This window comes from Sodalinema sp. (assembly GCF_046483825.1).
GTDB lineage: Bacteria > Cyanobacteriota > Cyanobacteriia > Cyanobacteriales > Geitlerinemataceae > Sodalinema.
The window spans coordinates 1-11,295 of sequence record NZ_JAWOCL010000279.1; the positions used below are offsets into that span (position 1 = coordinate 1).

Annotated in this window: 13 protein-coding genes; 8 read left to right on the top strand and 5 right to left on the bottom strand. The window is 53.5% G+C overall.

Annotated features, from left to right (window positions below; translation table 11 throughout):
* Window positions 1-278 precede the first annotated feature (278 nt).
* Window positions 279-1,577: an adenylosuccinate lyase gene (gene purB / locus R6U67_RS17690; protein ID WP_410253773.1), complete on the bottom strand. Its 1,299-nt coding sequence runs from the start codon at window positions 1,575-1,577 to the stop codon at window positions 279-281.
* A 178-nt stretch (window positions 1,578-1,755) separates the two neighbouring features.
* Between purB and R6U67_RS17695 the strand changes: the two genes are divergently transcribed.
* The gene (locus R6U67_RS17695) at window positions 1,756-2,766 is read left to right on the top strand and encodes a GAF domain-containing protein (RefSeq protein ID WP_410253774.1); all 1,011 of its coding nucleotides are present in this window, start codon (window positions 1,756-1,758) and stop codon (window positions 2,764-2,766) included.
* Between the two features lie 202 nt (window positions 2,767-2,968).
* On the opposite strand, the gene trpA is transcribed toward R6U67_RS17695, so the two are convergent.
* Genes trpA through ndhL form a run of 3 tightly spaced genes read right to left on the bottom strand, consistent with a single transcriptional unit; the run spans window position 2,969 to window position 4,435 of the window.
* The gene (trpA, locus tag R6U67_RS17700; protein WP_410253775.1) at window positions 2,969-3,763 is read right to left on the bottom strand and encodes a tryptophan synthase subunit alpha; all 795 of its coding nucleotides are present in this window, start codon (window positions 3,761-3,763) and stop codon (window positions 2,969-2,971) included.
* Between the two features lie 4 nt (window positions 3,764-3,767).
* Window positions 3,768-4,142, bottom strand: a complete 375-nt coding sequence (locus tag R6U67_RS17705; protein WP_087708584.1) for a DUF3007 family protein — start codon at window positions 4,140-4,142, stop codon at window positions 3,768-3,770.
* Between the two features lie 59 nt (window positions 4,143-4,201).
* Window positions 4,202-4,435: an NAD(P)H-quinone oxidoreductase subunit L gene (ndhL, locus tag R6U67_RS17710; protein ID WP_087708582.1), complete on the bottom strand. Its 234-nt coding sequence runs from the start codon at window positions 4,433-4,435 to the stop codon at window positions 4,202-4,204.
* A 152-nt stretch (window positions 4,436-4,587) separates the two neighbouring features.
* Between ndhL and R6U67_RS17715 the strand changes: the two genes are divergently transcribed.
* Both R6U67_RS17715 and R6U67_RS17720 read left to right on the top strand, forming a co-directional pair.
* Entirely contained in the window at window positions 4,588-4,710 is a 123-nt protein-coding gene (locus R6U67_RS17715; RefSeq protein ID WP_087708580.1) for a hypothetical protein, read from the top strand.
* Between the two features lie 136 nt (window positions 4,711-4,846).
* Window positions 4,847-5,227 (top strand): hypothetical protein, encoded by a 381-nt coding sequence (locus R6U67_RS17720; protein WP_068791068.1) that lies wholly within the window; start codon window positions 4,847-4,849, stop codon window positions 5,225-5,227.
* Window positions 5,228-5,235: 8 nt separating this feature from the next.
* Here R6U67_RS17720 and R6U67_RS17725 read toward each other — a convergent pair whose 3' ends face one another.
* Window positions 5,236-5,598 (bottom strand): hypothetical protein, encoded by a 363-nt coding sequence (locus R6U67_RS17725; protein ID WP_410253776.1) that lies wholly within the window; start codon window positions 5,596-5,598, stop codon window positions 5,236-5,238.
* Between the two features lie 281 nt (window positions 5,599-5,879).
* On the opposite strand from R6U67_RS17725, the gene dnaK reads away from it, so the two are divergent.
* The 5 genes from dnaK (at window position 5,880) to glyQ (ending at window position 11,137) form a co-directional block, all read left to right on the top strand.
* Window positions 5,880-7,880 (top strand): molecular chaperone DnaK, encoded by a 2,001-nt coding sequence (gene dnaK, locus R6U67_RS17730; protein ID WP_410253777.1) that lies wholly within the window; start codon window positions 5,880-5,882, stop codon window positions 7,878-7,880.
* A 104-nt stretch (window positions 7,881-7,984) separates the two neighbouring features.
* A complete protein-coding gene (locus R6U67_RS17735) occupies window positions 7,985-8,950 on the top strand; it encodes a DnaJ C-terminal domain-containing protein (protein ID WP_410253780.1) in 966 nt (321 codons plus the stop codon).
* Window positions 8,943-9,308, top strand: coding sequence for a DUF1818 family protein (locus R6U67_RS17740; protein ID WP_410253778.1), 366 nt, complete (start codon window positions 8,943-8,945; stop codon window positions 9,306-9,308). The genes R6U67_RS17735 and R6U67_RS17740 overlap by 8 nt, the downstream gene beginning before the upstream one ends.
* 12 nt (window positions 9,309-9,320) lie before the next feature.
* The gene (locus R6U67_RS17745; RefSeq protein ID WP_410253779.1) at window positions 9,321-10,184 is read left to right on the top strand and encodes an Rpn family recombination-promoting nuclease/putative transposase; all 864 of its coding nucleotides are present in this window, start codon (window positions 9,321-9,323) and stop codon (window positions 10,182-10,184) included.
* 65 nt (window positions 10,185-10,249) lie between these two features.
* Window positions 10,250-11,137, top strand: coding sequence for a glycine--tRNA ligase subunit alpha (gene glyQ, locus R6U67_RS17750; protein ID WP_087708550.1), 888 nt, complete (start codon window positions 10,250-10,252; stop codon window positions 11,135-11,137).
* Window positions 11,138-11,295: the final 158 nt, after the last annotated feature.

Consider the following 11,295-nt stretch of genomic DNA (forward strand, 5'->3'; position numbering starts at 1 on the left):
CAGAGTTTTTGAGTGGATGGCGGGGATTAGACACTCGGTTTCTTGGAGAAACCGGGTGTCTGAATGGCCTGGGGTGGATGGCGGGGATTAGACACTCGGTTTCTTGGAAAAACCGGGTGTCTGAATGGCCTGGGGTGGATGGCGGGGATTAGACACTCGGTTTCTTGGAGAAACCGGGTGTCTGAATGGCCTGGGGTGGATGGCTGGGATTAGACACTCGGTTTCTTGGAGAAACCGGGTGTCTGAATAAGCGAGAAGCGGCTGACTTCCGGCATTCCCTAGATGTTCAAGCGTTGATAGACTTGATCGAGATTGCGCAGATGATATTTAGGATCGAAACACTCATCCACCTCTTCGGGGGTGAGATGTTGCGCCACCCGAGGATCTTGAGTAATCAACTTGCGGAAATCGCCATTGGGTTGATTCCAGGCGCTGTGAGCGCAAGACTGAACGATCGCATAGGCATCTTCGCGACTCACACCTTTACCCACCAGGGTTAACAACACCCGCTGGCTGAAAATCACTCCGCCATAGAGGTTCATATTACGCAGCATATTCTCGGGGTACACCAGTAGATGCTTCACTAACTCCGTAGTTTCATGCAGCATAAAGTGCAACACGGTACAGGAGTCTGGCAGAATCATCCGTTCGACGGAACTATGAGAAATATCCCGTTCATGCCACAGGGCCACATTTTCCAACGCTGCTACCGCATTACCGCGAATTACCCGCGCTAACCCCGACAGGCGTTCGGAACGGATGGGGTTGCGCTTATGCGGCATGGCTGAGGAGCCTTTCTGGCCTTTGGAGAAGTATTCTTCGACTTCCAAGACATCGGTGCGTTGTAGGTTACGAATCTCGACGGAGAACCGTTCCAGAGACGCGGCGACCAAAGCCAACGCTTGTACAAATTCGGCATGGCGATCGCGGGAAATGACCTGAGTTGAGGCCATATCCGGTTCTAACCCCAATTTCTGACAGGCCAGGGCCTCAATCCGAGGATCTAAATTCGCATAGGTTCCCACCGCACCGGAGATTTTACCCACCGCCACGGCTTGACGCACCGCCACGAGGCGATCGCGGTGACGTAGCATTTCGGCTAACCAACCAGCCAACTTAAAGCCAAAGGTAATCGGTTCAGCGTGAATCCCGTGGGAACGGCCCACCATCACCGTATGGCGGTGTTGTTGCGCCTGATAGCGAATGGCCTGAATCGTATCTTCGAGTCGTTGCAACAAGACATTGGTACTCGCCACCAACTGCAACGCCAGAGCTGTATCTAGCATATCGGAACTGGTCATCCCCAGGTGGATATAGCGCCCAGCATCGCCGACATATTCGTTGACGTTGGTGAGAAACGCAATTACGTCATGACGGACTTCGGCTTCAATTTCTAAAATGCGCTCTGGCTCAAAGTTGGCTTTGGCTTTAATCTCCTCCACCGCCTCCGCTGGAATATAGCCTAACTCTGCTTGTGCCTCACAAACGGCAATTTCAACTTGCAGCCAAGTTTGGTATTTATACCGATCAGTCCAAAGGTCACCCATTTCGGGCAAAGTATATCGTGGGATCGACATCCGCCATTCAACGTAATTACAACCCTCCTATTGTACGACGGCGGGTGTAACCTGCTGATTATCAATCTCGTTTGAAGGTCTAATACTTAACGTGCGTCATCGGGCAAGGGATAATTAAACGACATCAGGTGTCAAAATGAGGTTGGATATGTCAGATCGCCCTAATTCCGAGAAACCCGTGTCCCCTAATTCTGATCGTCCGGTTGCTGCCCAACATCTTAAGGCCCTACAACGGGCGATCGCCGCCCAAAATGAGTTAATCTCCAGCGCCTATGCCACGCAACGAGCGGCACGGGGACAGTTAATGCTCAAATCCATCCTACTCGAAATCATCCAAGTCTTTAGCCGTCTGACGGCGGCGGAAGAGGGCAGTGTCTTTCTCCTCGATGACGAGGGAGTGGTGATTGAGAGTATTCTGGCACGGGGCGCGACGATGCGAGAACTCAAACGCAACCTTATCGGACAGGTTTTAGATCAAGGCTTGGCGGGATGGGTGGTGAAACGCCGCCGTTTAGGTATTATTGATGACGCCGATGCTGATGATCGTTGGGTTACCTTGGCCTATCAACCCTATCAGGTGCGATCGGTTCTCTGTATCCCCATTTTTAAGGCCAAGCAAGTCTGTGCGGTGGTGACGCTGATGCACCCGGATGTGGCCCATTTTAGTCACCTGGCGATTCTGCGCTATGTGGATGTTGTCGCTTCTGTGGTGGGGTTAGTCCTCGATAATGTGCAACAGAAAATGGAACTGGCTGAAGTCAATGACTTACAGGCCATTGGTTCGAGTGAGTCGGTTCCCATTTCGGATCCGTCTCCAAATTCCTCTGGAGAGAGTTCATCCCCCTCCCCAGGAACCGTCAACACAGAACTGACGGAAACTGGGGTTTATATTATTACTGGCGAAGGGAAGTTCCTCTATGCGAATCCTCGCTTTGCCCATTTTTTCGATTACCGGCTTGAGGATTTAGTTACCCTCGATTCGATGTTTGAGTTGATTTGCCCCGATCGCGGCGATCGCCTCCTCCAAGATATTAAACGCTGTCTCAACCGGGAAATTCGCAGTTTTAGCGGTTCTTGTGAAGGACGCGGCAAACATGGGAACACCATCCCCCTCATCCTTGAAGGCAATCTCACCCGTTTCTACGGCAAACCCGCGATCGTCGGAACTCTACAACGAAGCAATCTTTAGGCAAGCGGCAAGAGGCAAGCGGCAAGAGGCAAGCGGCAAGAGGCAAGCGGCAAGAGGCAAGCGGCAAGAGGCAAGAGGGAGATTTAGGAACGAACTCTGTTCCCTGTTCCCTATTCCCTGTTCCCTGTTCCCTGTTCCCTGTTCCCTGTTCCCTATTCCCTATTCCCTATTCCCTGTTCCCTATTCCCTGTTCCCTGTTCCCTCAAGAAATCGCCTGCTTTAGCTCTTGACAAAACTGCTCTACTTGTGCTAAGCCTTCAGCCGTTGTGCCTTGACTGAGACGCTTCACGAACGCACTACCACAAATCGCCGCATCTGCCCCCCAGTCTTTCATTTGGCGGGCGTGTTCCGGTTCCGAGATGCCAAAACCGACGCCAATGGGTTTGTCGGTGATGGCCCGAAGTTGGGGAATTAACTCTTTCACGCGATCGCTCACTTGAGTACGGGTTCCCGTCACCCCAGTCACACTCACGAGATAGATGAAGCCTTGGGACTTTTCGGCGATCGCCAAAATCCGCTCTTTCGGGCTAGTGGGGGCGATGAGTAACACCACTTCCACCCCAACCGTCTCGGCACAATCGATTAAAAACTGGGACTCTTCTAGGGGTAAATCGGGAACCACCAACCCTTTCACTCCCGCCTCAGCAATGGATTTGAGGAAGGCTTCGATACCCCGATGCAGAATCGGGTTGTAATAGGTAAATAGAACAATTGGGGCGGAAATTTCAGGGCCAACTGTCCGCACAATATCCAAAACATCGTCGAGTCGGACTCCCTGTTTCAAGGCCCGTGTGGCGGCGGCTTGAATGGCGGGGCCATCCGCGAGGGGATCTGAATAGGGAACCCCCAATTCAATGATATCCGCACCACTGCGATCGAGGACTCGTAGGGCCTCAGCCGTTGTTTTTAAATCCGGATCTCCGGCAGTAATGAAGGGAATTAAGGCACATTGCCCCGTTTGACGTAGGTGCGCAAACGACTCAGAAACCGATTTCATGGAATTATTCAGAAGGATGGGAAGAGGATTTGGGGGAGGATGACTCTGGGGATGACTCTGGAGGGGATGACTCTGGGGATGACTCTAACTCATCGAGACTCGCCAGGAGGCGATCGCGTTCTTCAGAACTCATCGTTTCCCAGCGTTTCTCAATCACCGACTGGGTATAGTCCCGAAGTTGCTGATGATAGGTCATATTGCTAGTGGCGAAACGAAATAAATAGGTCGCCACCCAGCCAATTAGCCCCGAAATGAGAAGCACTTGACTCCAGATTCCCGCCGACGCCGCATCTAGCCCCACCTGTTGTAGAACTAGATAGGCGGCACCTCCAGCGATAAAGACACCAAACCCGATCGCAAGTGCATCAATTCGTCGCATAGTGACCGTTAGATTGTCTAGCTTGATTCAGCGTGAGGGGAAAGGCGTAACCGGAGGCGTTAGAGATTAAGTTCACGCTTTTGAGGGCGGAAGTTGAGGAACAGCCCCCAGATAATCATGCCGGGGAAGAACATGAAGACCAAGAAGTACATGATAAACCGCTCAATGGAACCGGCCACATACCAGCGGTTCTGGAGATAAAAATAGATTCCCAGGGGAACCACGAGTAGATAGGTTCCGGCTAAACCGAGATACAAGGCGAGGGCAAGCAGTTCTGGGGTCAGCGAAATCATTCCTAAAGTCCTAGTGCTGAGTGTGTTGGCTCGCTATCAGTTTACCCCATTGGGGTGCGATCGCGCCTAGGGGATGGAGCCAAGCCCCCAGAATTTCCCAGACAAGATACAGTAAATTTGGCAATCGAGATTAGTTACCCAGGAGAAATTGTATGGATATCAAAACCGCCCTACTCGCACTCACCCCGGTTTTCGTGGTGTTGTGTCTGTTTTTCGGGACTCGTAACGGCTTTTACGACTCGGAAAACTATCATGGCAATGGTTCTGCCCATTAAGTCGCACGACTCGGGGCGGCCATTTCCTTCCTAGCCAGGATACTCCCCAGAGAGCGGCGATCGCGCATCTCTCTGGGCGGTTGCGGTAAAATCTGCCCTAAGGCGATCGCGCCCTCTCAGGGGCCACAAGATAACCATGAAACCGAAATTCAAAAGCGAACTCGCCTGGCAACAGGCACAACTGCTGATGCAACCCGCACTCATTCGCATCGTCGATAACATCCGCAAACGTCTCGAACAAACCTCCTGGAAAGCCACTTACCAAGAAACCCAGATTCCGGTTCCCGGCTATCAGCTCCTGTTAGAGTTGGGCGATCGCCAGAAAACCCTCGACATCTGGGAACTTTGCTACCGCGTCTGTTTCCGAGATTATGTTCCCACCCCCAGCCCCGAACAGGCCTGCGAAGTCGACATCGACACCAGCCTCATCGACGAAGGAGACGTCGACTGGGAACGACTCGACGAAAAAGCCCGAACCGTCACCCATCTCGTCTTAGCCGATCTTCCCGAAGCCTAACCCAGCCCTTAATCTAGCGTCGTTTCCGACAACTCCGAAGCCTGGGCCTCAAGATGAGCCAACAGAGTTTTCAACCGCATTCGAGGGATATAGGGCCAGCCCCCCTGGGCCTCAATTTCCCGCAGAAACGAGTATAACGCCCGACGAGTATCCGGCAGCGCGGGGCGAAACTCTTGTTCACAAATCTCGCGATGGAGGGCTTCGAGTAACCGCAAGAGATCGAGCAACGCTTCGGGATTCCCCTGACAGCCCTGGGCCACCTGTCGCACCACCTGTTGCACCTCACCTAGAGGTTCAGCAGCAGGAGAAACCGTCGCAGGTGATGTGGACTGCACATCCTGAAATTGTCTATCTTGAGACTCTTGCACCATAAATGATCTTTGAATCCGGCCATGTGAATCAGGGAATCCCCCCTGATGATACCTGATTCTGGGTCATCGGTTCGGGGGGAGCCGGGGACAGGGGAACTTGTACCATAGAACATCAATGGAGTATCCTCGGATGCTCCCATCCTAACGGTTTCCCCCAAGATTTTGACCCATCGCAGCGCCAGAGCCTGTCCGCGCCGCGATAAAATATGAAAACCGTCGGGGTACAATCAGCCCCGCCCTAAACTAGACGTGAGAATCGACGAGGAGATAGCAAAAGCATCATGGCAAGAGTCGTCGGCATTGACCTAGGCACCACAAACTCAGTTGTTGCTGTAATGGAAGGCGGCAAACCCGTCGTTATTGCCAATGCAGAAGGAATGCGGACGACCCCTTCAGTCGTGGGGTTCAGCAAAGACGGAGAACGGCTTGTGGGGCAGCTAGCACGTCGTCAGACCGTCCTTAACCCGCAAAATACCTTTTATGCCATTAAACGCTTTGTGGGGCGCAAATACACCGAATTAGACCCAGTCTCGAAGCGGGTTCCCTATACCATTCGCCGCGATGACTTTGGCAACGTCAAAATTGCCTGTCCCCGCATGAGACGAGATTTCGCCCCCGAAGAACTCTCGGCCATGATTCTGCGGAAACTGGCTGATGATGCCCAACGCTATCTCGGGGAAGAAGTGACCGGGGCCGTCATTACCGTTCCCGCCTATTTCAACGATGCCCAACGCCAAGCCACAAGGGATGCTGGGCGGATTGCCGGGTTGGAGGTGAAACGGATTCTCAACGAACCCACCGCCGCCTCTCTGGCTTATGGCTTAGATCGCGCTGACAGTCAGACCATTTTGGTGTTTGACTTAGGGGGAGGAACCTTTGATGTCTCGGTGTTGGAAGTCGGCGATGGCGTGTTTGAAGTTAAATCCACCAGCGGCGATACCCAACTCGGGGGGAATGACTTTGACAAAAAAATTGTCGATTACCTGGCCGAACAGTTCCTAGAAACCGAAAAAATTGACCTGCGGCGCGATCGCCAAGCCCTACAACGCCTCACCGAAGCCGCCGAGAAAGCCAAAATCGAACTCAGTGGCGTAGGCGTCACCGACATTAACCTCCCCTTCATCACCGCCACAGAAGACGGACCCAAACATATCGAAACCCGTCTCACGCGCGGTCAGTTTGAAGGCCTCTGTGGTGACTTACTGCGTCGTCTGCGGCTACCGGTAAAACAGGCGGTGATTGATGCCGGGCTGCATCCCCGACAAATCGATGAAATTGTCCTGGTGGGCGGTTCTACGCGAATGCCTATGGTGGAAGATTTGGTGCGCAATCTCATTCGCAAGGAACCCAATCAGAACGTCAACCCCGATGAAGTCGTAGCCATCGGCGGGGCCATTCAGGCCGGAATCCTCGATGGGGAAATTGCCGATGTCTTATTGTTGGATGTTACCCCCCTCTCCGTGGGCTTAGAAACCATCGGCGGGGTCATGAAAAAACTGATTCCTCGCAACACGACCATTCCCGTGCGGCGATCGGATATCTTCTCAACCTCAGAAAATAACCAAAGTCAAGTCGAAATTCATATCACCCAAGGGGAACGGGAGATGGCGGCCGACAATAAATCCCTCGGCCGCTTTAAGTTAAGCGGCATTCCCCCAGCCCCGCGAGGGGTTCCTCAAATCCAGGTCGCCTTCGACATTGACGCCAACGGCATCTTACAAGTCAGCGCCCTCGATCGCGCCACCGGCCGAGAACAGAGTATCACCGTCCAAGGGGCCTCGACGCTCAACGAAGCCGAAATCCAAAACGCCATCCGTCAGGCCGACAAATTCGCCGAAACCGATCGCCTCCGTCGGGAGAAAGTCGATCGCCGCAACCGCGCCGAAGCCCTGGCCGCCCGCGCCGAACGAGAGTTACGTTCCGTGGCCCTAGATTTTGGGCTATCCTTTGCCCAAGGCACACGCCGCCGCGTCGAAGCCCTGGTGCGAGAACTGCGCGATAGCCTCGCCCGCAACGATGAACGAGGCTTAGACTTAGCCTCAGCCAGTTTACAGGATGCCCTCTACGAACTGACACGGGAAGTCTCGGAATACTCTTTAGAAGCCAAAGGAGATGGATTTTTCGACAATATCCGGCGCACCATCGTCGGCGATGAAGATCCCAACTACGGCTTTGAGGAACGCCGCCCCACCCGTCGCAGCCCCCCACCCGATCGCATCTCCCGCATGTCGCGCACCAATGCCTATGATGAAGATTGGGGCGACGACGATGATTGGTTCTAAGCCAATCCGAGGCAAGGCGGGGCAATCCGTTATGGTTGCCCCTACGTCTTCCTCCCTCTTGCCTCTTGCCTTTTGCCTCTTGCCTTTTGCCTTCTTCTCCCCTAATGCAAAACTTCCGCGATTACTACAAGATATTGGGAGTTCCCCGAGACGCTTCAACTGAGGAAATTAAACGCTCCTACCGGCGGCTGGCCCGGAAGTACCACCCCGATATGAATCCGGGGGATAAGTCGGCTGAGGAACGGTTTAAGGATATCGGGGAAGCCTACAATGTGCTATCCGATTCAGCCAAACGCACTCAATACGACCAGTTCAGCCGCTTCCTCAATCAGAAGAAAGCCAAGCGGCGACCGGTGGCCCGCAATCCTCGCAGTACCGCCCCGGCGGATGCTCGTTTTGAGCAATATGCGGACTTTAATAGTTTCCTCGATGATCTCCTCAATCGTCGTCCCAATGCCCGCACCGCCCCGCAACCGCCCCCAGGCACTCGGCTACGGGTGGATGGCCCCGATGCCTTCCGCACCCGCACCACGAAGACCGCCTACACCGTCTCGCGTCCGGCCCCTCAGGATGTCGAAGCGCGGCTGACATTGCCCCTGGAGAAAGCCTACACGGGTGGCCGGGAGCGGATTCGCCTCGAAGATGGGCGATCGCTCGAAGTGACAATGCCCCCTGGAATGGTGACGGGGCAACGGATTCGCCTCAAGGGCCAGGGCAATCAAGGGGGGGATTTATATCTCAAAATCACGGTTGCCCCTCATCCTCTATTTCGCCTCGAAGGGGCGGATATTGTCTGTACGGTTCCCGTGACGCCCTCTGAGGCGGTGTTGGCGGCGAAGGTGGAGGTGAAAACCCTCGATGGTTTGGTGAAAGTGGGACTTCCTAATGGGGTGAAGTCGGGACAGCGATTACGTTTAGCCGGGAAAGGCTATTTGACGCGAGATGGCCGGCGAGGGGATCAGTTGGTGGAGGTGCAAATTGTCACTCCCCGAGAGATTAGCCCTGAGGAACGGGAACTCTACGAGAAACTGCGATCGCTCGAAACCTTTAATCCCCGCCGCGATGGCTAAGATTCTCAAACAGGGGCCGGGCTGGCGGCTGGGCTATCATCCTGAAGCTGGATCTTATGTGGGGTTACTCGGGGGGGATAATTTCGCCTTTGAGTTAACTGAGGCGGAGTTTGAGGATTTTCGCCGTCTGTTGCAACAGTTGAGTGAGACGATTGTGGCCATTAGCCCGGAGTTGATGGATGAAGAACGCATTACTTGTGAGGTGGAAAGCGATCGCCTCTGGATGGAGGCTGATGGCTATCCGGGCAATTATCGTATTCGTCTAATTCTCAATCATGGGCGACGCTGTGAGGGAGAATGGCCGCCAGAGGTCGTTCCCGATTTGCTTCAGGCTGTCAAAATGATAGAGGTGTTTTAAGGAGGTGCAACTATGGCTAAAGTGGCCGATATTGGGAGTAAACGACTGATTGGCTTAGCCCCGGAAACTTGGGTCAAGTGGGTGACGCAGCAAGAAAATCTCAGGGTCGTGGATTTTCTCAACTCGGATTTTCAATGGGTCAGTCGGGAGAATGATGTCCTGTTGCGGGTTGAGAGTACCGAACATGGGGAATTTCTGGTTCTCAACGAAATCCAACTCCGTTGTGATCCTCGAATGCCGCGACGAATCCGGGCCTACGTCGCTCTCGCTGAAGAGCGATATAATTTACCCATATATCCGGTTCTGGTGAATATCTTGCCCCCTTCAGGCAACCCGACTATTCCCACAAGCTACCGTTCCGAGTTTCTAGGACTGCAAGCGGTTCAGGACTATCGGGTGATTAACCTGTGGGAGGTCGATGTGGAGATCGTCTTCCGCGATCGCCTTTCGGCCCTACTTCCCTTTGTGCCGGTGTTGCGGGGAGGAAACCAAGCGGATGTGATTCGACAAGCGGTGGGAGCGTTGAGAGAGGATCAACAGTTACGGGAACTCGAACCCCTCCTCTCGTTTTTCGCCTCCTTTGTTCTGGAATCGGATCTTGTTCGACAAATCATGAGGTGGGATATGGTGGTATTAAGAGAATCGCCCTGGTATCAGGAAATTTTAAAAGAAGGACTGCAACAGGGACTGCAACAGGGACAAACACAGGTCGTGATGCGGCAACTCTCTCGCCGCCTGGGAGAGATTCCCCCGGATCTGCGTCAACAGATTGAGGGCTTGTCAGAGGGCGAAATCGATGAGCTTTTAGAGGCTTCTGTCACGAGGTTCAGCCGTTTAGAGGACTTGCGGACTTGGTTAAATCAACTCAACCGCTAATTCCTTGCCGAAAGGGGGTCACAACAGGCCACAATAGATGACGTTGATTTGTAACCCCCGTAGCGATGAACTTTCAAAACCTGATCCTGACCCTACACCAGTTTTGGAGCGATCGCGGCTGTGCGATCGCCCAACCCTACGACACGGAAAAGGGGGCCGGAACCATGAACCCTCATACCTTCCTCCGGGCGATCGGTCCCGAACCCTGGGCGGTGGGCTATGTCGAACCCTGTCGCCGCCCCACAGACGGCCGCTATGGGGAAAATCCCAACCGCTATCAACATTATTATCAGTACCAAGTCCTCATCAAACCCTCCCCAGACAATATCCAAGACCTCTATCTGGATTCCCTGCGGGCCTTAGGGATTCGCCCCGAAGACCGTGATATCCGCTTCGTGGAAGATAACTGGGAGTCCCCGACGCTGGGGGCCTGGGGCGTGGGTTGGGAAGTCTGGTTAGATGGGATGGAAATTACCCAATTTACCTATTTCCAACAATGTGGCGGCATTGACTGCAAACCCGTTGCGATTGAGATTACCTATGGCTTAGAACGTCTGGCCATGTATCTGCAAGAAGTCGAGGCCTTCACCGAGATTCAATGGGCGGACAACCTTAGTTATGGGGATGTTCATCTACAAGGGGAGATTGAACAATGTACCTATAACTTTGAAGCCTCCAACCCGGAGATGTTGTTTACCCTGTTTGGGTTATACGAACAGGAAGCCGAACAACTGACGCAGCGAGGGTTAGTGGCCCCCAGTCTCGATTATGTCCTCAAATGCTCTCATACCTTCAATCTCCTGGATGCCCGAGGGGTGATTTCGGTGACGGAACGGACTCGTTATATTGGTCGGATTCGTAATTTAGCCCGCCGGGTGGCTCATTTGTATCTCAAGCAACGGGAGGAGTTGGGCTTTCCTCTGGCTGAGGAGGTTCTGGCTAAGTCGGCGTAAGGGAACGGGGTTGAGGTGGAAGTTGGGGTTGGGGGCGATCGCCCTCTCCTAACTTCCACCCCGTTCAGCATTGGATATTTTAAATTTTCACATTCTTAGCTCAGAGGTGATAACCCCAATATCAATATCGGATGGAAGCGAGGTACTTAAGCTTGCCA

Excerpts from the sequence above, each read along its gene's own strand:
- R6U67_RS17725 (WP_410253776.1), bottom strand. The coding sequence starts at position 5,598 with ATGGTGCAAGAGTCTCAAGATAGACAATTTCAGGATGTGCAGTCCACA.
- R6U67_RS17720 (WP_068791068.1), top strand. The coding sequence starts at position 4,847 with ATGAAACCGAAATTCAAAAGCGAACTCGCCTGGCAACAGGCACAACTG.
- R6U67_RS17740 (WP_410253778.1), top strand. The coding sequence starts at position 8,943 with ATGGCTAAGATTCTCAAACAGGGGCCGGGCTGGCGGCTGGGCTATCAT.
- ndhL (WP_087708582.1), bottom strand. The coding sequence starts at position 4,435 with ATGATTTCGCTGACCCCAGAACTGCTTGCCCTCGCCTTGTATCTCGGT.
- R6U67_RS17745 (WP_410253779.1), top strand. The coding sequence starts at position 9,321 with ATGGCTAAAGTGGCCGATATTGGGAGTAAACGACTGATTGGCTTAGCC.
- R6U67_RS17705 (WP_087708584.1), bottom strand. The coding sequence starts at position 4,142 with ATGCGACGAATTGATGCACTTGCGATCGGGTTTGGTGTCTTTATCGCT.
- R6U67_RS17715 (WP_087708580.1), top strand. The coding sequence starts at position 4,588 with ATGGATATCAAAACCGCCCTACTCGCACTCACCCCGGTTTTCGTGGTG.
- glyQ (WP_087708550.1), top strand. The coding sequence starts at position 10,250 with ATGAACTTTCAAAACCTGATCCTGACCCTACACCAGTTTTGGAGCGAT.
- R6U67_RS17735 (WP_410253780.1), top strand. The coding sequence starts at position 7,985 with ATGCAAAACTTCCGCGATTACTACAAGATATTGGGAGTTCCCCGAGAC.
- purB (WP_410253773.1), bottom strand. The coding sequence starts at position 1,577 with ATGTCGATCCCACGATATACTTTGCCCGAAATGGGTGACCTTTGGACT.
- trpA (WP_410253775.1), bottom strand. The coding sequence starts at position 3,763 with ATGAAATCGGTTTCTGAGTCGTTTGCGCACCTACGTCAAACGGGGCAA.
- dnaK (WP_410253777.1), top strand. The coding sequence starts at position 5,880 with ATGGCAAGAGTCGTCGGCATTGACCTAGGCACCACAAACTCAGTTGTT.